At 74.9% G+C, this 26,309-nt stretch carries 23 protein-coding genes; 7 read left to right on the top strand and 16 right to left on the bottom strand.

All coding sequences use genetic code 11. From position 1 onward, the window contains the following. Window positions 1-214 precede the first annotated feature (214 nt). The gene (rsgA, locus tag ACFVXH_RS01195; protein ID WP_387819471.1) at window positions 215-1,348 is read left to right on the top strand and encodes a ribosome small subunit-dependent GTPase A; all 1,134 of its coding nucleotides are present in this window, start codon (window positions 215-217) and stop codon (window positions 1,346-1,348) included. Between the two features lie 59 nt (window positions 1,349-1,407). Here the strand turns inward: rsgA and ACFVXH_RS01190 are convergent, their stop codons facing one another. Beyond that, window positions 1,408-1,866: an ASCH domain-containing protein gene (locus ACFVXH_RS01190; RefSeq protein ID WP_117487350.1), complete on the bottom strand. Its 459-nt coding sequence runs from the start codon at window positions 1,864-1,866 to the stop codon at window positions 1,408-1,410. A 404-nt stretch (window positions 1,867-2,270) separates the two neighbouring features. On the opposite strand from ACFVXH_RS01190, the gene ACFVXH_RS01185 reads away from it, so the two are divergent. Beyond that, on the top strand, window positions 2,271-3,923 hold the full coding sequence (locus tag ACFVXH_RS01185; protein ID WP_387819469.1) for a DNA-3-methyladenine glycosylase 2 family protein: 1,653 nt from the start codon (window positions 2,271-2,273) through the stop codon (window positions 3,921-3,923). Next, complete coding sequence (locus ACFVXH_RS01180; RefSeq protein WP_049656108.1) at window positions 3,920-4,429, top strand: methylated-DNA--[protein]-cysteine S-methyltransferase; 510 nt, start codon at window positions 3,920-3,922, stop codon at window positions 4,427-4,429. The genes ACFVXH_RS01185 and ACFVXH_RS01180 overlap by 4 nt, the downstream gene beginning before the upstream one ends. A 42-nt stretch (window positions 4,430-4,471) precedes the next feature. Here the strand turns inward: ACFVXH_RS01180 and ACFVXH_RS01175 are convergent, their stop codons facing one another. Together ACFVXH_RS01175 and ACFVXH_RS01170 are read right to left on the bottom strand one after the other, a co-directional pair. Then, window positions 4,472-4,981, bottom strand: coding sequence for a GNAT family N-acetyltransferase (locus ACFVXH_RS01175; RefSeq protein ID WP_117487347.1), 510 nt, complete (start codon window positions 4,979-4,981; stop codon window positions 4,472-4,474). A 104-nt stretch (window positions 4,982-5,085) separates the two neighbouring features. Beyond that, a complete protein-coding gene (locus ACFVXH_RS01170; protein WP_049656105.1) occupies window positions 5,086-5,604 on the bottom strand; it encodes a MarR family winged helix-turn-helix transcriptional regulator in 519 nt (172 codons plus the stop codon). 191 nt (window positions 5,605-5,795) lie between these two features. Between ACFVXH_RS01170 and ACFVXH_RS01165 the strand changes: the two genes are divergently transcribed. Beyond that, window positions 5,796-7,310 (top strand): MFS transporter, encoded by a 1,515-nt coding sequence (locus tag ACFVXH_RS01165; protein ID WP_387819466.1) that lies wholly within the window; start codon window positions 5,796-5,798, stop codon window positions 7,308-7,310. Here ACFVXH_RS01165 and pth read toward each other — a convergent pair. From pth to ACFVXH_RS01145, 4 genes are all read right to left on the bottom strand, one after another. Next, the gene (gene pth, locus ACFVXH_RS01160) at window positions 7,307-7,897 is read right to left on the bottom strand and encodes an aminoacyl-tRNA hydrolase (protein WP_375873911.1); all 591 of its coding nucleotides are present in this window, start codon (window positions 7,895-7,897) and stop codon (window positions 7,307-7,309) included. The genes ACFVXH_RS01165 and pth overlap by 4 nt on opposite strands. 178 nt (window positions 7,898-8,075) lie before the next feature. Beyond that, window positions 8,076-8,750: a DUF305 domain-containing protein gene (locus ACFVXH_RS01155; RefSeq protein ID WP_049656114.1), complete on the bottom strand. Its 675-nt coding sequence runs from the start codon at window positions 8,748-8,750 to the stop codon at window positions 8,076-8,078. A 26-nt stretch (window positions 8,751-8,776) separates the two neighbouring features. Further along, window positions 8,777-9,442 (bottom strand): DUF3105 domain-containing protein, encoded by a 666-nt coding sequence (locus ACFVXH_RS01150; protein WP_387819464.1) that lies wholly within the window; start codon window positions 9,440-9,442, stop codon window positions 8,777-8,779. Window positions 9,443-9,543: 101 nt separating this feature from the next. Next, window positions 9,544-10,011, bottom strand: a complete 468-nt coding sequence (locus ACFVXH_RS01145) for a hypothetical protein (protein ID WP_074001015.1) — start codon at window positions 10,009-10,011, stop codon at window positions 9,544-9,546. A 389-nt stretch (window positions 10,012-10,400) separates the two neighbouring features. Between ACFVXH_RS01145 and ACFVXH_RS01140 the strand changes: the two genes are divergently transcribed. Then, the gene (locus ACFVXH_RS01140) at window positions 10,401-12,035 is read left to right on the top strand and encodes a hypothetical protein (protein WP_387819461.1); all 1,635 of its coding nucleotides are present in this window, start codon (window positions 10,401-10,403) and stop codon (window positions 12,033-12,035) included. Between the two features lie 52 nt (window positions 12,036-12,087). On the opposite strand, the gene ACFVXH_RS01135 is transcribed toward ACFVXH_RS01140, so the two are convergent. The 5 genes from ACFVXH_RS01135 to ACFVXH_RS01115 form a co-directional block, all read right to left on the bottom strand. After that, window positions 12,088-13,578: an alpha/beta hydrolase gene (locus ACFVXH_RS01135; RefSeq protein ID WP_380743121.1), complete on the bottom strand. Its 1,491-nt coding sequence runs from the start codon at window positions 13,576-13,578 to the stop codon at window positions 12,088-12,090. A gap of 184 nt (window positions 13,579-13,762) precedes the next feature. Then, entirely contained in the window at window positions 13,763-14,362 is a 600-nt protein-coding gene (locus ACFVXH_RS01130) for a TetR/AcrR family transcriptional regulator (RefSeq protein ID WP_387819459.1), read from the bottom strand. A gap of 116 nt (window positions 14,363-14,478) precedes the next feature. Beyond that, window positions 14,479-15,525 (bottom strand): agmatine/peptidylarginine deiminase, encoded by a 1,047-nt coding sequence (locus tag ACFVXH_RS01125; RefSeq protein WP_117487341.1) that lies wholly within the window; start codon window positions 15,523-15,525, stop codon window positions 14,479-14,481. Between the two features lie 17 nt (window positions 15,526-15,542). After that, window positions 15,543-17,264 carry an urease subunit alpha gene (locus ACFVXH_RS01120; RefSeq protein WP_380718008.1) on the bottom strand — a complete coding sequence of 574 codons (1,722 nt, stop codon included), beginning with the start codon at window positions 17,262-17,264 and terminating at the stop codon, window positions 15,543-15,545. Continuing rightward, window positions 17,261-17,971: an urease subunit gamma gene (locus tag ACFVXH_RS01115; protein WP_049658208.1), complete on the bottom strand. Its 711-nt coding sequence runs from the start codon at window positions 17,969-17,971 to the stop codon at window positions 17,261-17,263. Before ACFVXH_RS01115 ends, ACFVXH_RS01120 begins: the two co-directional genes overlap by 4 nt. Window positions 17,972-18,635: 664 nt before the next feature. Between ACFVXH_RS01115 and ACFVXH_RS01110 the strand changes: the two genes are divergently transcribed. Together ACFVXH_RS01110 and ACFVXH_RS01105 are read left to right on the top strand one after the other, a co-directional pair. Beyond that, a complete protein-coding gene (locus ACFVXH_RS01110) occupies window positions 18,636-19,022 on the top strand; it encodes an ATP-binding protein (RefSeq protein WP_049658213.1) in 387 nt (128 codons plus the stop codon). Between the two features lie 338 nt (window positions 19,023-19,360). Next, window positions 19,361-21,769, top strand: a complete 2,409-nt coding sequence (locus ACFVXH_RS01105) for a SpoIIE family protein phosphatase (RefSeq protein WP_079271782.1) — start codon at window positions 19,361-19,363, stop codon at window positions 21,767-21,769. A 56-nt stretch (window positions 21,770-21,825) separates the two neighbouring features. Here the strand turns inward: ACFVXH_RS01105 and ACFVXH_RS01100 are convergent, their stop codons facing one another. The 4 genes from ACFVXH_RS01100 to ACFVXH_RS01085 all read right to left on the bottom strand — a co-directional run bounded on the left by ACFVXH_RS01100 (window position 21,826) and on the right by ACFVXH_RS01085 (window position 26,223). Beyond that, window positions 21,826-22,965, bottom strand: a complete 1,140-nt coding sequence (locus ACFVXH_RS01100; RefSeq protein ID WP_387819455.1) for a DUF2637 domain-containing protein — start codon at window positions 22,963-22,965, stop codon at window positions 21,826-21,828. A 214-nt stretch (window positions 22,966-23,179) separates the two neighbouring features. Next, a complete protein-coding gene (locus tag ACFVXH_RS01095) occupies window positions 23,180-24,127 on the bottom strand; it encodes a (2Fe-2S)-binding protein (protein WP_387819453.1) in 948 nt (315 codons plus the stop codon). Window positions 24,128-24,290: 163 nt separating this feature from the next. Next, the gene (locus ACFVXH_RS01090; RefSeq protein WP_049660965.1) at window positions 24,291-25,163 is read right to left on the bottom strand and encodes a hypothetical protein; all 873 of its coding nucleotides are present in this window, start codon (window positions 25,161-25,163) and stop codon (window positions 24,291-24,293) included. 211 nt (window positions 25,164-25,374) lie between these two features. After that, the gene (locus ACFVXH_RS01085; protein ID WP_241852729.1) at window positions 25,375-26,223 is read right to left on the bottom strand and encodes a hypothetical protein; all 849 of its coding nucleotides are present in this window, start codon (window positions 26,221-26,223) and stop codon (window positions 25,375-25,377) included. Window positions 26,224-26,309: the final 86 nt, after the last annotated feature.

The raw sequence follows: 26,309 nt of genomic DNA, 5'->3' as shown, positions 1-26,309 counted from the left end.
CGGGATCCCCCGCTCCGCTAGCGTGTGACACATCCGGTTCGGGGGCCATTGGGCCGCCCGAGGAGTAGAGAGCAGGAGGTGAACCCCGTGGTCGTTGTCGCCCCGATAGCTGCCCAGGGCAGCACTCGCGTTCACCTCCTTTTCCCGGCCGCCGGCTGAGCCCTTCGCGCCAGCCGTAGCCCGCCGGGACATCTCCTCCCGAAGGGCCACTGCGTTGTTCAACGCTGCCTCCATTCCGTCGTTCTCTTCCTCCTCTTCTTCCTCGACCTCCGCTGACGCCTCCGGGCTGACCGGCTACGGCTGGACGGCCGAGCTCGCGGAGCTGTTCACCCCGTTCGGCGAGGCCGGGCTGCTCCCGGCGCGGATCGTCCGGGTCGACCGCGGCCAGTGCGACGCCGTCATCGCCGACCCGGAGACGGGCGAGCCGCGCACCGTCCGGTTCGACACCCGGCCGGTGGGCGACGCCGACATGATCAACTGCCCCTGCACGGGCGACTGGGCGGCGGTCGACCTGTACGCCCAGCCGATGGCCTCCGTCGCCGCGCTGCTGCCGCGCTCCACCGCGATCATCCGCAAGGTGGCCGGCAAGCGCTCCGACGGCCAGGTGCTGGCCGCCAACGTCGACACCGTGCTGATCGCCTCCTCCCTCGCGACCGATCCCGACCTCGGCCGGATCGAGCGCTTCCTCGCCCTGGCCTGGGAGTCCGGCGCCGATCCGCTGGTCGTCCTCACCAAGGCCGACCTCGTCGACGACGCCGACTTCATCCGGGCCGACGTCGAGGCGGTCGCCCCCGGGGTCACGGTGGTCGTGGTGAGCGCCGAGACCGGCGAGGGCATGGACGTGCTCCGCGCCTGCACCCCCGGCACCACCGCGGTGATCGGCCAGTCCGGTGTCGGCAAGTCCACGCTCACCAACGCCCTGGCCGGCTCCTCGGTGATGACCGTCCAGGAGGCCCGCGAGGTCGACCAGAAGGGCCGCCACACCACGACCACCCGCGAGCTGATCCCGCTGCCCGGCGGGGGCGTGCTGATCGACACCCCCGGGCTGCGCGAAGTCGGCCTCTACGGTGGCGAGGGCGTGGACCTGGCCTTCGCCGACATAGCCGAGCTGGCCGAGGACTGCCGCTTCCACGACTGCGGCCACCACACCGAGCCCGGCTGCGCGGTGCGGGCGGCGCTGGCCGACGGCACCCTGCCGCAGCGCCGGATGGACAGCTACCTCAAGCTCCAGCGCGAGAACGAGTGGATCGCCTCGCGGTCGGACGCCCGGGTGGCCAAGGCGCGGCTGAAGAAGTGGAAGACGATCAACAAGTCGATGCGAGCCGCGGGAGGTCCGGTGAAGCGCTGAACCCCGGCACCGGCCGGCCGCCGCGCCACGGCCGCCGGCCTCCGCCGGGCCCACCCGGTTCAGCGGAGGTCGGCCGCCAGGCGGAAGCTCTGCAGGACCACCGGAGTGCTGTCGTCCACGGTGAAACCCGGGTCGTCGAGGGCGTCGAGCATCTCCGGACTGCGCCAGAACCGCTCGTGCACCGCACGCCACTCGGCCACGCTGGTGCACCCCTCGCCCTCGTCCAGGGCGTGCTGGAGGTCGACCTCCGCGAGCGGGACCACCCGGACGTCCGTGGTCTCGATCACGGCGACCCTGCGGCCGTCCGAGTCGAGGACCGCGGAGAGCTCACCGGGCAGCGGCAGGGGCTCGCCCTCGTGGTCGTAGTCGGCGACCAGGCCGGTGGTGCTGGTCTTGGCGCCGTCGAGGATCGCCGCGACCAGCTGGTCCCGCAGCGGGCCGGGGAACGCGAACTCGGCCGGAGGCAGGGCGACGACGCGCGGGTCGTCCGGACCGGTGTAGGAGTGCTGCTCGCTCATGCCGCGAGGGTAACGGCGGGACGGCTGGCGGGCCCGCGAATTTCGGGCCCGGGGCTCTCGGCGCCCGGAGCCCGGCCGCTGGAGCCCGGGGCCAGGAGCCTAGGAGCCCAGGCTCCCGGTGCCCGGCCGCTGGCGCCCGGAGCCCAGGTGACAGGTGCCCGGTGCCTGGCGCCCGGAGCCCAGGTGTCAGGTGCCAGGTGCCCAGGCCCGGGGCTTGCAGGGGTGCCGTGCCGTGCGGGTGGTCTCGGGCACGGGCCGGCGAATGGGCGGGCCGGCAGGCCTCCGGGCCAAGGCGCCATGGGCCGATGGGCCATGGGGTGAGGTGGTGGGTGGGTGGTGGGGAGGGTGGGGGCGGGGGGAGGGGGAGGGCCCCCCGAAGCAGGGAACGGCGACGATCAACGGTGATGTCCGATTCCCGCCAGTCACCCCCCGCCCAGTGCCGCAAACTGGACAACGTGATCGACGACGACATCCGGTACCGAGCCGTGGACAGCCGCGACTCCCGCTTCGACGGGGTCTTCTTCACGGCGGTCACCTCCACCGGCATCTACTGCCGTCCGAGCTGCCCCGCCGTGACCCCCAAGCGGGTCAACTGCGTCTTCTACCCCAGCGCCGCGGCCGCCCAGGGGGCGGGCTTCCGCGCCTGCCGCCGCTGCCGCCCGGACTCCGTGCCGGGCTCGCCCGAGTGGAACCAGCGCGCCGACCTGGTCGGCCGGGCGATGCGCCTGATCGGCGACGGCGTGGTGGACCGCGAGGGCGTGGCCGGCCTGGCCGACCGCCTCGGCTACAGCTCCCGCCAGCTGCAGCGCCAGCTGACCGCCGAGCTGGGCGCCGGCCCGATCGCGCTGGCCCGCGCCCGTCGCGCGCAGACTGCCCGCCTGCTCCTCCAGACCACCGAACTGCCCGTCACGGACATCGCGTTCGCGGCCGGCTTCGCCTCCGTCCGCCAGTTCAACGACACCGTGCGCGAGGTCTACGACCGCACTCCCAGCGGCCTGCGCGCCGAGGTCGCCGCCGGTCGCCGCATCGCGACTCCGGCCGGCGGTCTCACCCTGCGCCTGGCCTACCGCGGTGCGCTGGACAGCGAGCACCTGATCGACTTCCTCGCCCTGCGCGCCGTCCCCGGCGTGGAGGAGGTCGTCCCCGGCGCGCGCCCCGGCGTGCGCGTGTACCGCCGCACCCTCGCGCTCCCGTACGGCCACGGCATCGCCGAGGTCGAGGGCCTGGCGCCGGGCGAGCCGCCCACCCGGGGCTGGCTGGACTGCCGCCTGCTCCTCGCCGACCTGCGCGACCTGCCGACCGCCGTCCAGCGCCTGCGCATCCTCTTCGACCTGGACGCCGACCCGCTCGCGGTCGACGAGCAGCTCGGCGCCGACCCGTTGCTCGGCCCGCTGGTCCGCGAGCGCCCCGGGCTGCGCTCGCCCGGTCACGTGGACCCGCACGAGCTCGCCGTCCGCGCCGTCCTCGGCCAGCAGATCACCGTCGTCGCCGCCCGTACCCTCGCGGGACGGCTCGCCGAGAAGTACGGCACCGCGCTGCCCGAGCCCAGCGGCGGCCTGCGCCTGCTCTTCCCGCCCGCGGCGGCCCTGGCCGCCGCCGACCCGGAGGACTTCGCGATGCCCGCCGCCCGCCGTCGCGCGCTCATCGGCCTGTGCGGCGCGCTGGCCGAGGGCACGGTCCGGCTCGACAGCGGGGTCGACCGCGAGGAGGCCGCGGCCGGCCTGCTGAATCTGCCCGGCATCGGCCCGTGGACGGTCGGCTACCTGCGGATGCGGGCCCTGGCCGACCCCGACGTCTTCCTCCCGAGCGACGTGGGCGTCAAGCACGGCCTGCTCCGCCTCGGCGCCGCCGGGGACCCGAAGTCCGCCGCCCGCGCCGCCGAGTCCTGGGCCCCGTGGCGCTCCTACGCCGTCCACCGACTGTGGGCCGGCCCCGCGACCACCGGCCCCGCAGACACCGGCCCCGCAGGCACCGGGACCGACACCGACATGAGCACCAGCATCAGTACCAGCGACACCAGTAGCACCAGCACCGGAACGGAGATCGGACGAGCATGAGCACCACCGTCTACACCACCATGGAGAGCCCCTTCGGCCGGCTGCTGCTCAGCGGGGTGCTGCCGGAGGACGGCGGACCGGCCGCGCTGGCCACCGTCACCGTGCCCGGCCAGAAGTACGCGCTGGCCGAGCCCGCCGACGACTGGGTGCGCGACCCCGAGGCGCTCGCCGAGCCGGTCGCCCAGCTGACCGACTACTTCGCCGGCAAGCGCACCGGCTTCGACCTCCCGCTCGCGCCGGAGGGCACCGAGTTCCGCCGCAGGATCTGGGCCGCGCTGGACGAGATCCCGTACGGCACCACCGTCACCTACGGCGAACTCGCCGAGCTGGCCGGGCAGGAGCCGCGCATGGTCCGCGCGGTCGGCGGCGCGGTGGGCGCCAACCCGCTGCTGATCGTCCGGCCCTGCCACCGGGTGCTCGGCGCCGGTGGCGCGCTCACCGGCTTCGCCGCCGGCGTGGACCGCAAGCGCTGGCTGCTGGACCTGGAGGGCGGCACCCTGTTCTGACCGCCGACGCCCACGGCAACCTCGAACGCCGACCGCGAGCGATCAACTCCGAAGGTCCACCCGCCAGTTGTTGCTCCGCATGAACCGCCCGGGCGGGAACTCGAAGTCCGTCTCGCCGAGCAGTGTGAACCCCGCCTTCGCGCAGACCGCGTTGGAGGCGGGGTTGTCCACCGAGGGGAAGGCGTGGAGGTGGGGGTGCGCGGCCTCGCGGCGGGCGGCCGCGACCGCCGCGCGGGTGGCGGCAACCGCGATGCCCCGGCCCTGGAAGCCGGGCAGCACGTTCCACCCCATCTCGTGGACGGTCCGGCCCTCCCACGTCCGGGTGCCGTAGCCGACCGTCCCGACGGCCTCGCCCTCGGGCAGCAGCACGATCCGGTACATGCACCCGAGTCCGGACGGGACGAAGTCCAGGTAGCGCCGGTGCCGTACGAGCAGCCGCTCCTCGCTCTCCGGCCCGCCGACGTGCTTCTTCATCTCCGGTGTGTTGACCCGGCGCAGCAGTGCGAGGTCGTCGTCCGTCCAGGGCTCGATGCGCACGTCCGCGGTGGTCATGCCGGGGACGGTAGCGCCGGACGGGCCCCGGCGACCAGTGATTTCCGGCCGGCCGGCTTCCCGCAGGGCGGTTTCCCGCAGGCCGGTTTCCCGTCGGTGGCTTCCTAGCCGGCGGCGGGCCCCTGCTCGGGCCCGGTGCCCGGCTGGGCGAGGGCGCGGGCGAGCTGTTCCAGCGCGGGCAGCGCGTCGACGACCGCCGTGCGGTCGGCCGGGTCGAGGGTGCCGAGCGCGGCGGCGATCCGGCGTTCATGGGCGTGCTGCCAGTCGTCCAGCTGTCGGCGCCCGGCCGGGGTGAGGGCGATCCGGGCGGTGCGGCGGTCGCCGGGGTCGGCCTGGCGGTCGACGAAGCCGGCGTCGAGCAGCTTGCCGACCAGTCCGCTGACGGTGTTGGGCGCGAGCCGCTGCCGCGCGGCCAGTTCGCCGACCCGCAGCGGTGCGGCGGCCAGCGTCTGGAGGAGTTCGACCTGCGCCATCGGCAGGGACTCCCACGGGTAGTCGGTGCGGATGCTGCTGCGCAGCGCGCGGCGCAGCCGGGTGACGGTGTCGGTCAGCCGCCGGGCGTGCTCGACCGCCGGGTCGGGACTTCCGGTGGCGGGGTCGGGAACGTGTGGTGACGACGGCATGGCGGACAGCGTATCGCCTGGTACGGGGCGGTTCGGCGGCCGGTTCGGGCCTCGGGGCCGCACTGTGTTGCGGCTCTGTTGCGGGCCTCGTGGCGGGGGCTCCTCCGGCACCGTCCGTACCGTGGGACGTCTCCTGTCGCAGAGCGAGCTGCTCGTAGAAAGAACATATCTGTATCCGATATATTCGTGTCATGAATGCCACTGCCCTTGCCACGAGGCTGCTCACCGAGCGGCCCCGGCCGCGTGGCATAGCCGGCTGGCGCCACGCCCACTGGCTCGCCGTCGGCACGGTCTGTCTCGGAGCCTTCCTCGGCCAGCTCGACGCCAGCGTCATCGCCCTGGTCTTCCCCGCCCTCGGCCGCCACTTCGGCGCGGGCTTCGCCGCCGTCGAGTGGGTCGCCCTGGCCTACCTGCTGGTCCTGGTCGCCCTGCTGGCCCCGATCGGCTGGCTGTCCGACCTGGTCGGCCGCAAGACGATGTACATCGGCGGCTTCGCGGTCTTCGGCCTCTCCTCGCTGGGCGCCGGATTCGCCGGCGGCCTCTGGGTCCTGGTCGGCCTCCGCGCCGTCCAGGCGGTCGGCGCCGCGATGATGCAGGCCAACAGCGTTGCCCTGGTCGCGCGCGGCGTCCCCGGGCACGCGATGCGGCGCGCGCTCGGCATCCAGGCCTCCGCCCAGGGCCTCGGCCTGGCGCTCGGGCCCATCCTCGGCGGGATGCTGGTCGAACACGCCTCGTGGCGCTGGGTTTTCTGGGTCAACGTGCCGATCGCGGTGTTCGGCATCCTGGCCGGCTGGTACCTGCTGCCCCGCACCCGGACGACCGGCGCCCCGGCCGCCGTACCGGGCCCCCGCGAGGGCCGGACCGGCACCCACCGGACAGCCGCTCATCGGACAGGCACCCACGGGACGGGCACCCACCGGACCGCCCCCCGCGAGGTCGCCCGCTTCGACCTCCCCGGCCTGCTGCTGCTCACCGGGGCGACCACCACGCTGCTGCTCGCCCTGTCCACCGCCTCCGGACTGCCCCTGCCCGGCTGGGCGGTGGCCGCCCTGCTGCTCGCCTCCGCCGTCCTGGCCCTGGCGCTGGTGCGCCAGGAGCGGCGGGCCGCCCGGCCGATCCTGGCGCCCGGGCTGGTCAACACCCCGGGCGTGCGCTCCGGCCTGGTGGTGGCGCTGATCGGCTACCTGCTGCTGTTCTGCCCGCTGGTGCTGGGCCCGGTGCTGCTCACCGGCGCGGGCGTGTCGACGGCCCACGCGGGCCTGGTGGTCACCCTGCTGCCCGCCGCGTTCGCCTTCGCCGCGACGGTCGGCGGCGGGTGGCTGCCCCGGGGCTGGTCGGACGTGACCAGGTGCCGCTTCGGCGCGCTGCTCACGGCCGTCGGACTGCTGCTGTTCGCCGTGCTGCCGGCCTCGGACGCGGTGGCGTTCCCGCTGCTGGTCGCCGGTTACGGGCTGGGCCTGCTGCTGCCCGCCAACAACGCCCTGGTGATGCGGGCGATCCCGGCCCAGTGCTCGGCGGTCGGCGGCGGCATGGTCAACATGGCCCGCAGCCTCGGTACGGCGCTCGGCATGGCGCTGTCCGTCCTCGGTGTCCACCTGGCGGGCGCCGCGTCCGGTGGGCGGACGGTGCTGCTCGCCCTCGCTGCCGTCGCGGCCGCCGCCGCGCTGCTCACCCGGCCCGTCCGCACCCGAAGGACCGGACCCTAGGCGTCCGTACGGGCGTTCAGGGTGTCCTGGGCGCGGTTGAGGCCGCGCCGGACCAGGGTCTCCAGGGCGTCCGCGCAGCGGTCCAACTCGCCGGGCATGGCGGCCAGTTCCTCCTCTGAGAACTTCTTCAGCACGAAGTCCCCGACGCTCCGGCCCTTCGGGGGGCGGCCGATGCCGAAGCGCAGCCGGACGAAGTCCCGGGTGCCGAGCACCTCGCCCACCGAGCGCACGCCGTTGTGGCCGCCGGGGCCGCCGCCGCGCTTGAGCCGGGCGGAGCCGAAGGGGAAGTCCAGGTCGTCCTGCACGACCACCAGCCGTTCGACCGGGACGCCGTGGCGGCGCAGCAGCGCGGCCACCGGGCGTCCGGACAGGTTGATGGACCACCACAGCGGCTTGGCCAGCAGCACCCGGTGGCCGTCGATGCCGATCTCGGCGGTCAGGCCGGCGAGCCCGCTCCGGCGGAAGCGGGCGCCGTGCCGTTCGGCGAGCCGGTCCACGGCGAGGAAGCCCGCGTTGTGGCGGGTGAGCCGGAACCAGGGGCCGGGGTTGCCGAGTCCGGCGATCAGCCAGGGGGCGTCGGGGGTCATGCGGGGGTGCTCCGAAGGGGGTTCTGAAGGGGGCGGGGAAGAACGGCGGACGGCCGGGGCGCGGCCGGGACGGTACGGGACCGTCCCCGCCGGCGCCCCGGCCGTCCGGGGAACGCGCGGAAACGCGGAACAGGTGGAACAGCTGGAAGAGACCGGACAGGCCGAACGGGGCGACCGCTCAGGAGGCGGGCACGCCGGGTTCGGCGCCGCGCTCCTTGAGCATGTCGGTCATCAGCTGGAGCTCGGAGGTCTGGGCGACCACCATCGACTGCGCCAGCCGCTTCTCGGTGTCGTTCCGGGCCTTGTCGACGTAGCCCTGGGCCATCTCGACTCCGCCCTTGTGGTGCTCGATCATCAGCTGGAGGTAGAACACCTCGGCGTCCCGCCCGTTGAGCGTGCGCAGCTTCGCGATCTGGGTGTTGGTGGCCATGCCGGGCATCAGCGAACCGTCGTGGGCCTGGTAGTCGTGGCCCATCTTCATCCACGCCATCGGCGTGGCGGTCGAGTGCTGGGACAGCCCCCACTGGTCCAGCCAGCCCATCATCATCCCGCGCTGGTTGGCCTGGGTGTTGATGATGTCGAAGGCCAGGGTGCGGGTCGGCTCGTCGGCGGTGCGGTCCCGGACGACGAACGACAGGTCCACGGCCTGCTGGTGGTGGGTCGCCATGTCGCGGGCGAACCCGGCCTCGGGGGAGTCGTCGGCCGGGACGGACAGCGTGGAGGAGCCGGACGCCGAGGTCCCGCTCGCCACCAGGGCCGGCACCCCGAGCGCCAGCGCCACGGCGGCGGCCAGCGCGGCCGGCCACCACAGGCGGCGGCGGCGCGGGGCCGCGCCCTCCTCCGTACCGTCCAGGTCGTCCGGGCGGTCCGCGTCGGCGGTCACATCTGCCCCATGGTGCAGGAGGCGCCCGGCTCCTGGGTCTGCTTGCCCTGGACGTACTTGGTGAAGAACTCCTCCACCCGCGGGTCGCTGGCGCTGTCCACGGTCAGCTGGGTGCTCCAGGCGTTCAGGGTGATGGTGCCCTGCTCGTCCGGGTACGGGCTCATCATCGAGTACGGGGTCTTCTTGACCTTGTCGGAGAGGGTCTTGATGTCGTCCGGGGTGGCCTTGCCGTTGTACGTCACCCAGACCGCGCCGTGCTCCAGCGAGTGGACGGCGCGCTCGTTCTCGAGCGGCTGGTCGTAGACGTGGGCCATGCAGTCCGCCCAGATGGCGTTGTGGTCGCCGCCGACCGGCGGGGTCATCGGGTAGGTGACCTTGTCCTTGACGTGGGTGCGGCTCAGCTCGCCGAAGGTCTTCACGCCCGGGATGTCCGCGTTGGCGGCGGCCTGCTTGTCCTTCTTCTTCTGGTTCTGGTCCATGACGATCCAGGTGCCGGTGGCGATCGCACCGACCACCAGCACACCGGCCACCACCGAGGCGACGATCTTGTTGCGGCGGTCGCGGCGCTGCTCGGCGGCGCGCAGCTCGGCGATCCGGGCACGGCGGTCGAGGCCGTCCTGCTTGCCGCCGGGCTTGTTGGACTGCTTGGAGGAGGAACCCATGGTGGTCGTCCTTGTCCCCGCCGCACCGGTCGGTGGCGGCGGTCAGGTGGAGTGAGAGGAGGGACGGATCCGTCGGCGGCTGCGCCGGCGGTGGGTTCCGCTCAGGACCGGTGGACCTGGAGTTCGTGCAGGTCGGGAACCGGGTGCGCGCCGTCCAGCAGGCCGGCGGGCACCACCCGGGGCTGCGCGTCGGGCGCGGTCGGGGTCAGCGGTGACACGGCGGGCTGCGGCTGCGGCGGCGGGTTCGGCAGCTGGGCGTCCTGCGGGCAGTACGGGTGGCTGGAGCAGCCGTTGTTGCGCGGCGGCTGGCCGTCGGCGGTGCAGAGGATCCAGTGCCCCTGCTCCTCGGCCGTCCGGTGGTGGTCCGAGGGGTTCGCGGACTTGGCGACCTTCGCGGCACGGCCGGTGTAGGAGGCGTGCCCGGTGGCGACCTGGACGCTGACCACGCTGACCACCGTGACGGAGCCGGCCGGGGCCGCGGCCGCCGTCGGATGGCCGGAGCCGTCCACCGCCTTCGCCTGGCCCGCGCACGGCAGCAGCGTCAGCAGCGCGACGAGCAGCAGGACCAACAGCCCACCTGCCGGGCGGCCCGCGGATGCGGCCCTCCCCGGTCGGGGCGAACTGGGGGCCGACGCGGTCATGCGCACATTTAATCAGCCGAACGAGTGATGCGATGCCCCCCACCGGCCCCCATTTTCGGCGGCCCGTACGCCCGGATGACCAGGAAACACCCTGCTCCGGACACATCCGGCAAGCACGGACGGAACGGAAGCGGACGAACGGATGACGCGCCCGGGACCGGGCTCGCGAACCGGCAGGTGAGCGCGGTGGCCGGGACTTTCCGGTGGGTGACCGGTTGTCGCCGAAACCCGGACAGGGTCCTCGCGGGTGGAGAACAATGTCGTCAGCCCGGCCCGCCCGGGGGCGGCGCGACCACGGAACGACCAGGAGCCGCCAGATGAGCAAGCAGGGTGCACCGGCACAGCCGCACCGGCCGGACGACGGCTGGTGGGACGCCGTCTACGACGGTCCGGCGGGCACCCTCCCGGACACCCCGCACGCCGACCCGGGGGACGGCAGCGTGGACGACTGGTTCGACACGGCGGTCGGGCTCATCGGGCAGCAGCGGTCGGCGGAGCCGGAGGCGCGGCCGGAGCCGGAGCCGGAGGTGGCGGCTGCGGCGGCTGTGCCGGAGGTCGACGCCGGGGCTCCCGCGGAGCCTGACGGGTCGGAGAGCACGGACAACCGGGACAGCATCGACGACTGGTTCGACACCGCGGTCGGCGTGATCGGCGGGGCGGAGGGGATCGGGCGACAGCGGACCTCCTCCGAGACCCACCACGTCCCGGCCCCCGCCTTCGCCGAGGACGCGCCGGAGCCCGCACCGAACCCCGCGCCGGAGCCGGAGCCGGAGCCGGTACCCGAGCCCGAGCCGGTACCTGAGCCGGAGACCGTACCGGTCCCGGACCCGGTCTCGCTGGAGAAGCCCACCCCGCCGCCTGCCCCCGAACCGGAGCCCGCCCCCGAACCGGAGCCCGCCCCCGAACCGGAGCCCGAGCCCGAGCCGGAGCCCGTCGTCGCCGAGGCGCCGGCCGAGCCGGAGACGGCGGAGGAGCCGGAAGCCCCCGCGCCCGTCCCCGACCCCCGCCTGGCCATCCGCGCACCGCTCGCCGACGGCGGCGCCGCTGTCCCGCACGTCGGCGAACGCCCGCCGACCTACGGACCCGAGCCGACGGCCGTACCCGAGGCGGACCCGGGCGCACTGCGCGCGCTCGTACCGGACACCGTGCTGGACGGCGCCCAGTACGGGCCGTCCGTGCTGCGCGCCGCCTCCGTCCGGGGTGACTCCGCGCGCTACCGGGGCGAGCCGCGCCGCGACGCCCTGCTGGTCACCCGGTTCGGCGAGGGCCCCGACGGCCTGCTGCTCGCCGTCCTCGGCGGCTTCGACCGGACGGGCGGCCCCGAGGAGGAGGCGCTCACCGCCGAGGCGGTCGCGGCCGCCACCGGGGAGGCGTGCCACCAGCTCGCGGCCGCGATCGGGCGCAGCCGGGCCGGGCTGGCCGCCGACCTGCGCGCCGGCGCCCGCGACCGGCTCCGCTACGGCCTCCAGCGCCTGGCCACCGGTGCCGCCGCCCCGCTGCGCGCCCTGGTGCCCCGGGAGGAGGAGGACGCGCCGTCCCCGGCGCTGCTGCACTGCCTGCTGGTGTCGCTGGACCCGGAGGCCGGCTACCGGGCGGCCTTCGGCGTCGGCCCGGGCGGGCTCTACCTGCTGCGCTCCGGCCACTGGATCGACGCCTACGCGGCCCGCCTGCTGCACCACCCGGACGGCCAGCCGCCGGTCCCCGAGGCCCCGGTGCCCGGTCCGCGCCCGTTCCGCTTCCGGCTCGTCCCCGTGACGCCGGGCGACATCCTCCTGCTCTGCACCCCCGGTCTCGCCCGCCCCATCGCCGACGAGCCGGCCGTCGCCCACTTCCTCTCCACCCACTGGACCCACCCGCACCCCCCGGGCACCGTCGACTTCCTCCGCCAGGTCCAGGTCCGCGCCAAGGGCTACGCCGACGACCGCACGGCCGCCGCCATCTGGACCGAGTGACCGGGGAGGGCGGCGGCGGGATGCGGAGCGGCGGGGTGCGGTCCCGGGCCGGTCAGGCCGGCAGCCGGCCGTCGAGGAGGAAGGCGGTGAGCGGGTCGCGGATCCGGGGGTCGGTGAAGTCGACGCCGTGCCCGGTGGCGTCCACCGTGACCATCGCCGCCCGGTGGCCGAAGGCCGACCGGACCTGACGGGCCCCGGAGTACGGCGTCGAGGCGTCGTAGCGGTTCTGGAGCATCAGGATGTTCCGCGGCCCGTCCGGGTTCGGGCGCACCGGCGGTTCCTCGGGGCGGTAGTGCCAGAACGCGCAGGGCCAGACGTTGCCGGACATGCCGGCGGTGAGCGGGTAGCGCTGCCGGTCGGCCGCGGTGCGGGCGGCGTAGACGGCGGGGTCGCGGGGCCAGGCGGAGTCGCCGCAGATCACCGCGGACTGGGCGGCGACGAAGTTGTCCGGGATGACCGACGGGAGGCCGCTGCCGGGGGAGCCTCCCGGCGGCGGGGCGGTGCGGGTGGCGGCCATCCGCAGCACCGTGGCGGCCAGCGGGTAGTAGCGAGGTTTGGTGAGCGAGGCGTAGACGACGGCCCGAAGGGTGTTGCCGGTGAGGGTCCGGCCGTCGGGCAGGCCGAACGGCGCGCGGTCGAGCTCCTCGGCGAGCCGCAGGTAGGCGGCCCGTACGGCTTCGGGGGTGGCGCCCAGGTGGAGGGTGTCGTCGCGGGCGGCGAGGTACCGGGCGAGGGCCGGGAAGGCCTCCTCGGTGCCCTCGCTGAACAGGCCGATCGCCTGCTGCTCCCCGCCGGGGGCGACCGTGCTGTCCAGCACCACGTGCTCGGCGCGGGTGGGGAAGAGGCTCGCGTAGACCTGGCCGAGGTAGGTGGCGTAGGAGGAGCCCAGGTAGGAGATCCGGTGGACGCCGAGGGCGGCCCGGATCCGGTCGAGGTCCCGGGCGGAGTCGGCGGTGGTGATGTCGGCGAGGTACGGGCCGCTCGCGGCGGCGCAGGCGTCGGCGATCCGCCGGGCCAGGTCGAGGTTGGCGGTGATCGAGCCGTCGGGGGCGGGGAAGGGGTAGTTGAGTTCGGCGGCGCGCTCCTCGGCGGGCAGGTCGCAGTGCACGGGGGTGCTGTTGCCGACGCCGCGCTCGTCGAAGCCGATCAGGTCGTAGGAGCGCAGGACGTCGGGCGGCAGGAAGGCGGTGGCCTCCCCGGGGTAGTCGAGGCCGGAGCCGCCCGGTCCGCCGGGGACCACCACGAGGTCGCCGCGGCGGTGGGCCGGGTCGGCGGTGCGGATCCGGGAGACGGTGAGCGTGAGGGTCCCGGCGCCGGGGTGGCGGTAGTCGCGGGGGACGCGCAGCGTCGTGCACCGCTGGCGCGGGTCGCGGGGGAAGGGCGTGCCGTTGGCGTTGGGGGTCGGGGCCGGGCAGGGCCCCCAACGGAGGGCGGTGGGCGCGGCGTCGGCGTCGGCCGTCGGCGGGGCGACGGCCGCGGGCAGGAGCAGGAGGGAGAGCAGCAGGCCACCGGTCGCGGCCGTGCGGCGCAGGATCGCGGTCATGCTCTGACGGTAGGTCGGCTCGGCGGCCCCGGCTTCGGAGCGGGGGTGGAGGTCGGCGGCCGGTTCTCCACCCGCCGTTCTCCACCCGGTGGTTGAGCCGAAGCCGAAGCCGAAGCCGAAGCCGGACCCGGATCCGGGTCCGGATCCGGGTCCGGAACCGGAGCCGGTCAGGCCGCGGGGCCGCTCAGGTGCGCAGGAGGATGCCGGTGACGGCGGTGGCCTGGGTGAGGGCGGTGTCGCGGTGGGCGTCCGGGAGGCCGATGGCGACGGGGACGGCGAGGCCGTCGAGCAGGGCGCGGATCTGGGCCGCGCGGTCGGCGGCGGGGCCGGGGGTGAAGCGGCCGGTGGCGGTGCCCTCCTCGATGAGGGCGACCAGGTCGGCCTGCCAGGGGGCCTCGATGTCCTGCTGGCCCTGGCGGATCTCGGCGCTCGCGGGGGAGCGGCCCCACACCTCGACCCAGAGGATCCAGCGCGGGTCGCCCGCGCCCTCCGGCAGGTAGAGGCGCAGGTAGGCGTCGAGGCGCTGCCAGGGGTCGAGGGTGTGGTCGGCGAGGGCCTCGCGGCGGCGGGCGCCGAGCTGGTCCTCGCTCCAGCGGAGGGTCTCCAGCAGCAGCTGGTCCTTGCTGCCGAAGTAGTAGAGCAGGTGTCCGGCGCTCATCTGGAGCTGTTTGCCGAGCCCGGCCATGGTGAGCTTGGCGAGCCCGTGTTCGGCGATCGCGGCCCGGGCGGTGGCGAAGACCTCCTCGCGGGGGCGGGCCGGCCGGCGCGGGCGGGGGTCGGCCATGTGGGGTTCTCCTCGGTGGGCCGGAACGCGGGAAGGCGGCGCGGGGCTCGGGAAGCGGCGCGGAACGCGGGAAGGCGGCCCGGGCGGGGGCGTACGGCCCCCGCCCGGGCGGGGCGTCAGAGCGCCTTCGGCTGCTGCTGGGTGATGCAGTGGATGCCGCCGCCGTTGGCGAAGATCTCGCGGGCGTCGACGAGTTCGACGGTGCGGCCCGGGTAGGCCTCGGCGAGGATCGCGGCGGCCTCCTGGTCGCGCGGGTCGTCGAAGGCGCACAGGACGACGGCGCCGTTGGCCACGTAGTGGTTGATGTAGGAGTAGTCGACCGGCTCGCCGTCCTCGTCCAGCAGGACGGTGGGGGCGGGCAGTTCGAGGACCTCCAGCGGCCGGCCCTGGGCGTCGGTGGAGGCGCGCAGCACGGCGACCAGTTCGCGGCAGACCTCGTGGTCCGGGTGCGAGGGGTCGGGCTGGACGTGGGCGACCACGACGCCGGGGCGCACGAAGGAGGCGACGATGTCGATGTGCCCGCGGGTGCCGAACTCGTCGTAGTCGCGGGTGAGTCCGCGCGGCAGCCAGATCGCCTTGGTGGTGCCGAGGAAGGCGTGCAGCTCGGCCTCGACCTCCTCCTTGGTCCAGGTCGCGTTGCGGCCCTCGCCGAGTTGGACGGTCTCGGTGACGAGGACCGTGCCCTCGCCGTCGACGTGGATGCCGCCGCCCTCGTTGATCAGCCGGGAGGCGAAGCGCCGGACGTCCGTCAGTTCGCTGATGTGCTCGGCGATGTGCTGGTCCTTGTCCCAGCGGGCCCAGGACTGGGCGCCCCAGCCGTTGAAGATCCAGTCGGTGGCGGCCAGCGAGCCCTTGCCGTCGATCAGGAAGGAGGGGCCGATGTCGCGCATCCACGCGTCGTTCAGCGGGCGCTCGACGATCTCGACCTTCTCGGAGACGTACGTGCGCGCCTGCTCGGTTTCGCCGGTGTTGACGATCAGCGTCACCGGCTCGTACCGGACGATGGTGTCGGCGACGGCGGCCCAGGCCTGGCGGGCGGCGTGCAGCTGCTCGGGGCCGTCGAAGGTGGGGTTGGTGGTGGGGAAGGCCATCCAGGTGCGGTCGTGCGGGTGCCACTCGGCGGGCATCCGGTAGCCGAGGGAGGCGGGCGTGGCGGTGGTCATCGTGAAGTCCTAAGCGGTCAGAGGAAGTAGAGGCGGCTGAGGGAGACGCTGTCGGCGGGTTCGGAGCGCAGCGGCGAGCCGTCCAGGGAGACCAGGCCGGTCTCGGTGACCTCGACGTGGCCGATGCGGGCGTTGCGCACCATGTCGCGCGGTCCGATGCCGCGGGTGTTCCGCACGCCGACCCGGCGGCGGCGGGTGGGCAGCCCGTCGGCGGCCTGGTCGAGGTAGGCGCCGTCGGCGGCGGCCTGGGCGACGAAGGCCACCGAGATGTCGGCGGCGGTCGCGCCGTGGGCGCCGAACTGCGGCCCCAGGACGAGCGGTTCGCAGCGGTCGGTGGAGGCGTTGGGGTCGCCGACCACGCCGTAGGCGGGGAAGCCGGCCTTGAGGACCAGCTGGGGCTTGGCGCCGAAGTGGTCGGGGCGCCACAGCACGATGTCGGCGAGCTTGCCGATCTCGATGGAGCCGACCTCGTGGGAGAGGCCGTGGGCGATGGCCGGGTTGATGGTGAGCTTGGCGATGTAGCGCAGCACGCGCTCGTTGTCGTCGCCGCTCTCCGTCGTCCCGTACGAGCCGGCGCCGTCGAGCGGGCCGCGTTCGGCCTTCATCTTCCCGGCCATGGCGAAGGTGCGGCGCACGGTCTCGCCGGCCCGGCCCATGCCCTGGGCGTCGGAGGAGGTGATGCCGATGACTCCGAGGTCGTGCAGCACGTCCTCGGCGCCCATGGTGCCGGCCCGGATGCGGTCGCGGGCCATCGCGGCGTCGCCGGGCAGGTCGGGCTTGAGGTCGTGGGCGGAGACGATCATGTCGTAGTGCTCGCCGAGCGCGTCCCGCCCGAACGGCAGCGTCGGGTTGGTGGAGGAGCCGATGACGTTCGGCACGCCCGCCATCTTCAGCACGTTGGGGACGTGTCCGCCGCCGCAGCCCTCGATGTGGAAGGCGTGGATGGTCCGGCCGTCGAGGACCTTGAGGGTGTCCTCGACGGAGAGGCACTCGTTCAGCCCGTCGGTGTGCAGGGCGACCTGGACGTCGTACTCCTCGGCGACCCGCAGCGCGGTGTCCAGGGCGCGGGTGTGCGCGCCCATGTCCTCGTGCACCTTGAAGCCGGACGCGCCGCCCTCGGCCAGCGCCTCGATCAGCGGGGCCTCGTCGGAGGACGAACCGCGGCCCAGGAAGCCGATGTTGACGGGCCAGGCGTCGAAGGAGTTGAAGGCGTGCCGCAGCGCCCAGGGGGAGTTGACGCCGACGCCCCAGACCGGGCCGAACTCCTGGCCGATGATGGTGGTGACGCCGGAGGCCAGCGAGGCCTCCATGATCCGCGGCGAGAGCAGGTGGACGTGGGTGTCGACGGCGCCGGCGGTGGCGATCAGGCCCTCGCCGGAGACGATCGTGGTGCCGGTGCCGACGACCACGTCGACGCCGTCGAGGGTGTCGGGGTTGCCGGCCCGCCCGATCGAGGCGATCCGGCCGCCGATCAGGCCGATCGAGGTCTTGCGGACGCCCTGGACCGCGTCGATCACCAGCACGTTGCTGATCACCACGTCGCAGGTGTCGCGGACGGCGGCGGGCTTGAGGTGCAGGCCGTCCCGGGCGGTCTTGCCGAAGCCGGCCAGGAACTCGTCGCCGGGCGCCTGGGAGTCGGACTCGACCCGGACGATCAGTCCGCTGTCGCCGAGCCGGACCCGGTCCCCGGCGCGCGGGCCGTGCACGGCGATGTAGTCGTGCGGGGTGATCGCGCTCACGAGGGCACCTCCGCGTCGTCGAAGCCGGTCAGGTAGCCGGTCGCGCGGGCCTTCGCCAGGGCGGCCTCCTTCGCGCCGGGCGCGTCCAGCGGCCCGTCCACGAGCCCCGCGAAGCCGATCGCGACCCGCTCTCCGCCGATCGGCACCAGGCCGACCTCGACGGTGGCGCCCGGGTCGAAGCGCACCGAGGAGCCGGCCGGCACGGCCAGGTGGGTGCCGTAGGCGGCGGCCCGGTCGAAGGCCAGCCGGGGGTTGGCCTCGAAGAAGTGGAAGTGCGAGGTGACCGAGATCGGCACCCCGGAGGTGTTGTGCACGGGGAGCAGCAGCGTCTCCTCGACCGGGTCGTAGCCGGCGCCGTCGCCGATCAGCGCGCCGCCGGGGGCGTCGTCGCCGAGCGAGCCGGCGCCCTTGAACGGGTCGGTGACGACGGCGAGGCGGGTGCCGTCCTCGAAGACGGCCTCGACCTGGACGACGGTGACCACGTCCGGTACGCCGGGCAGCACCTCGTCGGCGGTGAGCACGGAGCGGCCGGCCTCGATGGCCTCGGCGAGGCGGCGGCCGTCGCGGGCGGCCTCGCAGACGGTGTCCGCGATCAGGGCGGTGGCCTCGGGGATGTTGAGGCGCACGCCCCGGGCGCGGCGGGCGCGGGCCAGTTCGGCTGCCGTGAAGATCAGCAGCCGGTCCCGCTCGGTGGGGGTCAGTCGCACGGTTCCTCGCTCGCGGTCGCCGGGGACGGGGGTCTGCTCGGGGCCTCGGGGCTGTCGGGGTCGATGTTAGAACGACGTTCAAACGCCTCGGGGTCATTGAACCCGCAGCGGGCCGCCCTGTCCAGCGTTGCCGCTCCGCGGGCGTTCGGCCCGCCGGGCGGGGGACGGGGGTGAGCGGGCGGGAGCGGGGGGCGGGGCGAAGAGGTCCGGGTGGACCGGTGCCCGGACCCCGGCGCGCGGCGGGAGCGGGGCAGGGGGCGCGTGGTCGGGCGCACGGTCGGTACGGGCGCCGGGTGTGCGCGGGATCGGGTGGGGGCTTCTTCGAAAACAGCCTCTGCGCTTCGCAAACCTGTCCGGCGCGGGCAGTTGGATCACGCGAACCACCCCGTGCCCCTTTCACCCCACGTGATCGGACGCACACTGTTGCAAACGCCGTCAACTGGGCATGAGGATGAGTGGTCAGAACGAGGGGGCCACCCGGCCGGCGGGGGATCCGGAGGCGGGGGCCCGGATTTCAGGGCGGGGGCATGTGTTGATGGACGGTCAGTCGCGATTCCCGCGGCAGCGGACGAGTTCCGGCGACGCCTACCGGTCCGGGCCGGTCCAGGCGCCGGTCGCCGGCACCGGGACGACCCTGCCGGGTGCGCCGGCACCGGGGTGTGCCGTGCACCGGAGACTGCACCTCACGCTCGATCCGGCGGATCTCGTCGGGGTGGGCGCGGTGCGGCGGCGGTTGCGCTCGGCGCTGAGCCACTGGGGGGTGCCGGAGCTGTCCGACACCGCCGAGCTGCTCTCCTCCGAGCTGGTCACCAACGCGCTGCTGCACACGGGCAAGGGTGCGGTGTTCGACGCGGAGCTCGGCTCGGACCACCGGCTGCGCATCGAGGTGCAGGACGGCACCAGCAGACTGCCCGGGCGGCGGCGCGATCCGGAGGGCGAGTACGCGACCTCGGGGCGCGGCCTGCTGCTGGTGGAGGCGCTCGCGGACTCCTGGGGTGTGCAGCTGCGCGGCGACGGCAAGGTCACCTGGTTCGAGCTCGCCATGCCCTGAGCCCCGCCTCCGGGCGGCGTGCTCCGGGCCGTGCGTTCCGGGCCGTGTGTTCCGGGTCGGCGGCAGGACGTACGATTGTTCGCCGTCGATTGATTCGCTGTCGAAGGAAGCCCAGAACAGAAGGCGGAACGGAAGATTTCCGGCCCGTTGGCATTGCCGCTCGGCCGAACATTGGCCAGGATGGTGGGAATGTGTGTCCACGTGCGGGAAGCAGCGGGGAGACCGAACCTCGACTGGCGACCGTCCGTCGCACCGTCCTATCCAGCACGACCCATCACAACGCCACGCGGCCCGTCCGGACGGTCGGCGCGGTCCGCCACGGCAGCGGCAGGAGCAGCATGCCCACTGAGCCCGAGTCGCCGGGGCCGGCGCTTCCTCCCGGCGCGGCGCCCGTCGTCGAGCCGCGGACGGTGGCGCCGCGAGCCGTAGAGCCGAGGACCGTGGAGCCGCGCACCGCCCGGCCGAGAGCCGTCGAGCCGCGTGTCGCCGAGCAGCCGGGCGCCCCGGAGCCGCGCACCTCCGGGCAGCCCGCCGCCGGCCCCACCACCACCGGGACGGGCCGGGCCCGGCCGCCCGCCCAGTCCTCGCGCCGCGGCTCCGCGGTGCGCCCGTCCCCGAGCCTCGCCGCCGCCCGGCTGGCGCCCGTGCTGTCGGGCGGCCTGCCGCCGTCCTCCGCGGACACCATGCCGGACTGGCTGGAGCCCGCGATGGCGGCCAACGGCATCGGCTCCTTCGACTGGGACATCCGCCGCGACGTCCTGGAGGGCGACCAGCGGGCCTGTGCGATCGTCGGACTGGACGCCCTGGGGCAGAGCCGCTTCGACCGTACGGCCGCCTCCTTCCTGGCCATGCTGCACCCCGAGGACGCGCCCGTGGTGCGCCGCCGGGTCGAGCGCGCGGTGTCCGAACTGGGCCAGTGCGGCGCCTACTACCGGACGGTCGGGGCGAACGGCGGCATGCGCGCGGTGCGCTTCCGCGGCCGGGTGCTCGCCGACGCCTTCGGCCGGGCCTCCCGGATGGTCGGCTTCGTCTGGGACGCCACCGTCGAGCTGCACAAGCGGGACCACGCCGACCGGATGGCCCTGCTGCGCGAGGAGCGCTCCCGGTTCATCAAGGAGGCGGCGCGCGCCCTCTCCGAAGCCGTCACCGTGCGTGACGTGGCCCGGGTGTTCACCGAGCTGCCACTGCCCGGACTGCCCCCGGACGGCCTGGTGCTGGCCTCCTTCGAGGCCGGACGGGCGCAGATCCTCGGCGCCTCCGGCTACCGCTCCGACTCGCTGGCGGTCTGGGACCGCACCGTGCTGCCGCCCGGCCACCCGGCCGCCGAGGCGCTGCGCCACCGCGCGCCGGTCTTCGTCTCGACCCGCGAGGACTTCCGCGACGGCTACCCCGAGGTGTGGGAGCAGACCAGCCGCACCGGCCGGGGCTCCTGGGCGTACCTGCCGCTGGTGGCCAGCGGCCGGGCGATCGGCGTCTGCGTGGTCAGCTTCGACGACGAGCGCGAGCTGGACGCCGACGAGCGCACCCTGCTGACCACGCTGGGCGGGCTGGTCGCCCAGTCGCTGGCCCGGGCCCGGCTGCACGACGCCGAGCACGAGCTCGCGGCCGGCCTCCAGCGGGTGATGCTGCCGCGCACCGTCCCGTCCGTCCCGGGCGTGACCACCGCCGTGCGCTACATCGCGGCCGGCTCCGGCCTGCAGATCGGCGGCGACTGGTACGACGTGGTGCCGCTGCCCGGCGGACACGTCGGCCTGGTGATCGGCGACGTCCAGGGCCACGACGTGCACGCCGCCGGGATCATGGGCCAGCTGCGGATCGCGCTGCGCGCCTACGCGGCCGAGGGCCACCCGCCCGCCGCCGTGATGGCCCGCGCCTCCCGCTTCCTCGCGGACCTGGACACCGACCACTTCGCGACCTGCACCTACGCCGAGGTCAACGTGGACTACGGCGTGGTCTACGCCGTCCGGGCCGGTCACCTCGACCCGCTGGTGCGCCGCGCGGACGGCACCGCCGCCGTGGTGCCGGTGGCCGGCGGGCTGCCGCTGGGCATCGACCCGGACCAGGAGTACCGGGTCACCCGGTTCAGCCTGGACCCGGGCGAGACGGTGCTGCTCTGCACCGACGGCCTGGTCGAGGCGCGCGGCATGGACCTGGACGAGGGCATCGCCCGGCTCGCCCGGGCGCTCGCCCGCCCGCTGCCGGACGCCGGGCAGGCCGCCCGCGACCCGCTGGAGGAGCTGGCCGAGCGGATCGCCTCCCAGGCCGCCGACTCCAGCGAGCGCGAGGACGACATAGCGCTGCTGCTCCTGCGCTGGGACGGCCCGGCCGGCGGGCTGGCCGCCCAGCAGCTGCGCCGCCGGATCGGCCAGGCCGACCTGGCGCGGGTCGCCGAGGTCCGGGCCGAGCTGCGCGACGCGCTGCGCCGCTGGGGCGTGGCCGAGTTCATCGACACCGCCGAGCTGCTCTCCTCCGAGCTGGTCACCAACGCCATCCGGCACACCGACCGGGACGCCATGTTCACCGCCCGGCTCTACCGGGAGCCGGAGGCGGACGGTGGCCGGGCCCGGCTGCGGGTCGAGGTGGAGGACGAGTCGGACCTCTGGCCGACCCGCCGGACGCCGGGGGAGCAGGCCTCCTCCGGGCGGGGTCTGATGCTGGTCGAGGCACTCGCGGACTCCTGGGGCGTGGAGCCGCGCGGCTCCGGCAAGCGGATGTGGTTCGAGCTCAGCGGGACGTCGGCGGCCTGAGCCCCAGGCCCGGTCTCCGGCCCCCCGGGGGCGTCGGGGCGCCGACGGGGGAGCGGTCAGCCGAACTGCTGCTCCAGGTCCTTCAGTTTGCGTTCCATCTCGTCCAGCCGGGGCAGCGTGACGGTGTCCTCCTCCAGGGTGAGGTCGATGGTGCGCCGCTCCGGACGGGCCGGCAGGCCCGGCTGGACGACCGTGCCCTCGGCCGGTTCCACCTCGCGCGGACCGGCGGGGCGCTCCACCTCGGGACGCTCGGCCCCGACGCGCTCCGCCGGCACCCGTTCCGTCGACACCCGTTCAGCCGACACCCGCTTCGTCGAGACGCGTTCCACCCCGGGGCGGTCCGCCGTGGCGGCCGTCGCGGGCTCCGCGCCGGACCCCAGCCGCCGCGCGGTGCCGCCACCGCGCCGCCAGGTGCTGTGGGAGCGGTTGATCGCCCGGATCTCGGCCCGTTCCCGGCGCCCGGCCAGCTTGCGGCGCTGCTTCTCGTCGGCGCGCTCCCGCTTGTCGTCGCGCACCTCCTCGACCGCCTCGTCCAGGCTGCGGACGTTCTCCAGCAGCATCAGCGACCAGGCCGCGTAGGTCTCGCGCGGGGCGCGCAGCCAGCGGACGATGCGGATCTGCGGCAGCGGGCGCGGCACCAGGCCCTGCTCGCGCAGCGCGGCCCGGCGGGTCTGCTTGAGCGCCCGGTCGAACAGGATCGCCGCGGAGAGGGACATGCCGGAGAAGAACTGCGGGGCGCCGGCGTGGGTCAGGCCGCGCGGGGCGTGCACCCAGTTGAACCAGGCCGAGGCGCCGGCGAAGAGCCAGACCAGCAGCCGGGAGCCGAGCGCCGCGTCGCCGTGGCTGGCCTCGCGGACGGCGAGCACCGAGCAGAACATCGCGGCGCCGTCCAGGCCGAACGGGACGAGGTACTCCCAGCCGCCGGACAGGCCGAGGTTCTGCACGCCGAAGCCGACCAGGCCGTGGAAGGAGAGGGCGGCCGCGACGCCCGCGCAGCAGAACAACAGGGTGTAGGAGGCGCCGCCGTACAGGGATTCCTTGCGGCGGCGCCGTTCCTCGGAGCGTTCCCAGGAATCCGTGCCGGCGGTGGAGGAGGCGGACCCCCGGCTGCGGAGCAGGGCCACCAGGAGTGCGCTGACCAGCAGCCCCACGACCACGGTGATCGCCCATCCGAGCGGTATGTCGGACAATTTCATCGCCGAAACCAGCCTCGCTTTCCTGCGTCGCTTTTCTGCGTCGTGACGGCGGGGACCATCATGGCGGACGCGCGGCGAGGAAATGGCCGATTCGCCGTCAATGCGCTGAGGAGAGGGATTTCTGACCCGGTTACCATCGCATTGTCATGCGAATATGAAGCGGGCTTTTCCCGGAATCGCGGGCTTTTCGGACCTGATATCGGACAGGTTTTCGTCAACGCCGCGTGACGCGCGGACAGCCGCCGCACATGTCCTTCGGATCGGCGGTGTAGACGAGGCAGCAGCTGGCCCGGGAGCGCTCCAGGGCCGGAGCGCCGCCGCCCCCGGGCGCCGGGGGCGCGAATCCGGCGCCCGGGATGAAGGGGGCCGGGGCCGGAGCGGGGCGGTCGCCCGCGCTGGGCGTGCGCGCGGGGTCGGGGGGCCCGCCGGGCGCCAGCAGCGCGGACAGTTCGGCGCGCGCCCGCTCCTGCTCCCCGAGCAGCCCGCCCGCGTAGCAGAGCCCCTCCACCACCGCGTCGGTGGCCATCGCCCACAGCACCCGGGGCCCGCGCCGCGCCTCCGGGCCGAAGGCGGTGAGCACCGGGGCCAGGAAGGCGCCCAGCGCGGACCGCAGGGTGGCGGCCAGCGCCGCCTCGTCCGGCACCGTCCGGGCCCACTCCGGGCCGACGGCCGTCCCGGGCTTCGAACCCGCCCCCGACCCGGCCGCCGGGTCGTCCGGAAGGCAGGCGAACTCCGCCGGGCGGACGGTCAGTTCGACCGCGTCGGGGCGCCGGCGCAGCGCGACGTCCCCGAGGCCGAGCAGCGGGACGCGCCGCTCCAGGAACCACGGCAGCGTGAACAGCAGCGAGACCGGCCAGACGAAGCGGTGCAGCCCGAAGCCGGCCGCGACGTCCGGGCGCAGCGGCTGCCCGTAGCGGGCGAGGCCCTGCCGGGCGTCGTGGGCGATCAGCTCGCGCACCGCCTCGGGGCGGGCGGCGAGGTCGGCGACGGGCAGCCAGCCGCCGCCGCGCCGGGGCGGGGCGCAGCGCACCGTCAGGACGGGGGTGAGTCCGGACAGCCGGTGGTACGAGGGGGCGCCCGGGGCGGTGGGGGCGGGGGTGCGCGCCCCGGTGGCGCGGGGGACGCGCGGCCTGGGGCCGGGCCGGGTGCTGCTAGCGGTCATGGACGGCCCCATCGGGTCGACCGGGGCGCCCATGGTCCGCCCGGCGGTGCCCGGCCGGGTGGTGGCGGCGCCGGACGCGGCCGGACCGGGGCATGGCGGTGCCCGGGGAACGGCAAGGCGACCTGGCCGGGGTACTGCTCCCCCCGGCCAGGTTAGCCTCACCTTAGCTGATCGTCCCCCCGGTCTCGCTGGTGATGCGCCCGTCCGGGGGAGCACCGGTTGTGCGGAGGGCGTTCAGCTGGCGCGCGAGCCAGACCGGCACGCCGCCCAGGGCGTCCACCAGCCGGGTCGCCTCGGCCCGCAGCCGCGCGGCCTCGGGCGGCTCGGACACCTCGGCGAGCGCCGCGAGCGCCGGCGCCACCCCCACCGTGAAGCCGAGTTGCTCGCGCAGCCGCAGGGAGGCGTCGAAGCCCTCCCGGGCGTTCCCGCGCTCCCCGCGCGAGAGCGCCAGCGCGGCCAGGTGCCGCCAGGTGTACGAGCGCAGCAGTTCGTCCCCGCGTTCGCCGGCGCCCTCGTGCGCCCGCCGGTAGGCGATCCAGGCGGCGCTGCGGTCGCGCAGCAGGTTCTCGGCGACCAGTCCGCGCCGGAAGTCCAGCAGCGGGCGGCCCGGGGCGTCCGGCGGCAGCAGGGCCGAGGTGCGGCCGAGCGCCGCCTGTGCCTCGTCCAGCCGGTCGCGCGGGCCGAGGACGCTCGCCACGTACGCGAGGAAGCCGCGGGCGCAGGCGGCGGCCGCGCGCTGCTCGGTGCCGGAGGCCAGGGCCTCCGCCAGGCGCAGCGCCTGTTCCGCCTGGGTCCAGTTCGCGGCGGTGAACAGGCATTGCTCGATGAGGAGTTCGGCCCGCCCCAGGGCCGCGTCCGGGTCGTGCTCGGCGGTCGGTCGCAGTAGTTCGGCGGCCTCCTGCCAGCACCCCCGGGACCTCAGCCGCCACACGGTGTCACCCGGCTCCTCCGCTGCCGCCCGCCCCCGCCCCTCCGGGTTGCTCGGGTCCCATCCGTGCTCCGACAACGCCACCTCCTTGTGTGCGCCATCCGGCATGGGCACGGACCTGCCCCTGAGGCCCTGTCGCCACGACCCGCACGCATGGCGACGACAGGGCGAAAGGCCCGCGCTGTGGCGGCAATTCAACACGGGGGTGAGCTTGTGCACCAGATCACGAGCGAAGGTTGTTGCTTTTGGAAGAGAAATGATCTAGGGGTGCGCGAGGGAAAGGGGCCGGTGGGGCGGCCCGGCGGGGCCGCCCGGTGGGTCAGGAGGTCCAGCCGGTCTCCATCAGGGCCTCGGCGGCGCCGTTCGCGGGCTGCGGCACGCCCGCCAGGTCCAGGCTGAACAGGGCCACCAGCAGCTGTTCGCCGCGCACGGTGGCCTGGTGCGAATAGCCCGCGAGGGTGAACATCGCGGCGGCCATCTCCTCGGCGTGCAGGGTCTGGAGCCAGAGGCACTCGACCGACTTCACGTCGGCGGGCTCGGTCCAGGTGTCCACCTGGGCGACCATCCGGCCGCCCAGCAGGGTGACCCCGTCGCGCTCCTGGGACTCGGTGAGCTCCAGGTCGTCGAAGCCGAGCCACTCCAGGTAGCGGGCGGCGGTGAACACCGCGTCCTGCGAGGTGCGCACCGGGTGCGGACGGAACGGCGCGCGGTGGCGGAACGGGCGGGAGCGGCCGGTCGGGGACGGTGCGGGCGGGGCCGGGGCGGGGGCGTTCGCCGGGTGGGCCGGGAGCGGGCGGGCGGCCTGCGGGCCGGGGGCGGCGAGCGGGGCGGCGGTGCCGGTGCCCAGGCGGGTGGCGCGGTCCACCGGCAGTCGGACGGTGGCGCCGCAGTTGCAGGTGAACTCGGGCTGCGGCCACTGGTCGGAGCGGCCGCAGTGCGGGCAGCGCATGCTCAGCCAGGAGTCCTCCCAGGACCGGAAGCGCACCTGCACCGGCACTCCGCCGCGCAGCAGCGGCACCTTGAGCGAGGCCCCGCACGGACAGGGGAGGGAGGGCGGTTCGTAGAGGTGCTCGCGGCGGCAGGCGGGGCAGCGGATCGCCCGGGCGCCACCGCCGGGCCCCGTCCGCGCGGGGTCGTGTCCGGTGAAGTCGTCGGGCAGTCCGGCCATCGCGGGCTCCGTCCGTCGGTGTCGGGTGGGTGGGACGTCTCCCATGCTCCCCGAAATGTCCGGCGCAGGACGCGGAATGGGGCAAT

Origin of the sequence: Kitasatospora sp. NPDC058184, from assembly GCF_042883725.1 — a bacterium.
GTDB lineage: Bacteria > Actinomycetota > Actinomycetes > Streptomycetales > Streptomycetaceae > Kitasatospora.
The sequence above is the reverse complement of the archived record's forward strand: the minus strand, read 5'-3'. Positions and strand labels throughout refer to the sequence as shown.

What these genes read in the sequence shown, in the direction of transcription:
- ACFVXH_RS01190 (WP_117487350.1), bottom strand. Translation starts at nt 1,866, where the DNA reads ATGAGCGAGCAGCACTCCTACACCGGTCCGGACGACCCGCGCGTCGTC.
- ACFVXH_RS01185 (WP_387819469.1), top strand. Translation starts at nt 2,271, where the DNA reads ATGTCCGATTCCCGCCAGTCACCCCCCGCCCAGTGCCGCAAACTGGAC.
- ACFVXH_RS01180 (WP_049656108.1), top strand. Translation starts at nt 3,920, where the DNA reads ATGAGCACCACCGTCTACACCACCATGGAGAGCCCCTTCGGCCGGCTG.
- ACFVXH_RS01175 (WP_117487347.1), bottom strand. Translation starts at nt 4,981, where the DNA reads ATGACCACCGCGGACGTGCGCATCGAGCCCTGGACGGACGACGACCTC.
- ACFVXH_RS01170 (WP_049656105.1), bottom strand. Translation starts at nt 5,604, where the DNA reads ATGCCGTCGTCACCACACGTTCCCGACCCCGCCACCGGAAGTCCCGAC.
- ACFVXH_RS01165 (WP_387819466.1), top strand. Translation starts at nt 5,796, where the DNA reads ATGAATGCCACTGCCCTTGCCACGAGGCTGCTCACCGAGCGGCCCCGG.
- pth (WP_375873911.1), bottom strand. Translation starts at nt 7,897, where the DNA reads ATGACCCCCGACGCCCCCTGGCTGATCGCCGGACTCGGCAACCCCGGC.
- ACFVXH_RS01150 (WP_387819464.1), bottom strand. Translation starts at nt 9,442, where the DNA reads ATGGGTTCCTCCTCCAAGCAGTCCAACAAGCCCGGCGGCAAGCAGGAC.
- ACFVXH_RS01140 (WP_387819461.1), top strand. Translation starts at nt 10,401, where the DNA reads ATGAGCAAGCAGGGTGCACCGGCACAGCCGCACCGGCCGGACGACGGC.
- ACFVXH_RS01135 (WP_380743121.1), bottom strand. Translation starts at nt 13,578, where the DNA reads ATGACCGCGATCCTGCGCCGCACGGCCGCGACCGGTGGCCTGCTGCTC.
- ACFVXH_RS01130 (WP_387819459.1), bottom strand. Translation starts at nt 14,362, where the DNA reads ATGGCCGACCCCCGCCCGCGCCGGCCGGCCCGCCCCCGCGAGGAGGTC.
- ACFVXH_RS01125 (WP_117487341.1), bottom strand. Translation starts at nt 15,525, where the DNA reads ATGACCACCGCCACGCCCGCCTCCCTCGGCTACCGGATGCCCGCCGAG.
- ACFVXH_RS01105 (WP_079271782.1), top strand. Translation starts at nt 19,361, where the DNA reads ATGCCCACTGAGCCCGAGTCGCCGGGGCCGGCGCTTCCTCCCGGCGCG.
- ACFVXH_RS01100 (WP_387819455.1), bottom strand. Translation starts at nt 22,965, where the DNA reads ATGAAATTGTCCGACATACCGCTCGGATGGGCGATCACCGTGGTCGTG.
- ACFVXH_RS01095 (WP_387819453.1), bottom strand. Translation starts at nt 24,127, where the DNA reads ATGACCGCTAGCAGCACCCGGCCCGGCCCCAGGCCGCGCGTCCCCCGC.
- ACFVXH_RS01090 (WP_049660965.1), bottom strand. Translation starts at nt 25,163, where the DNA reads ATGCCGGATGGCGCACACAAGGAGGTGGCGTTGTCGGAGCACGGATGG.
- ACFVXH_RS01085 (WP_241852729.1), bottom strand. Translation starts at nt 26,223, where the DNA reads ATGGCCGGACTGCCCGACGACTTCACCGGACACGACCCCGCGCGGACG.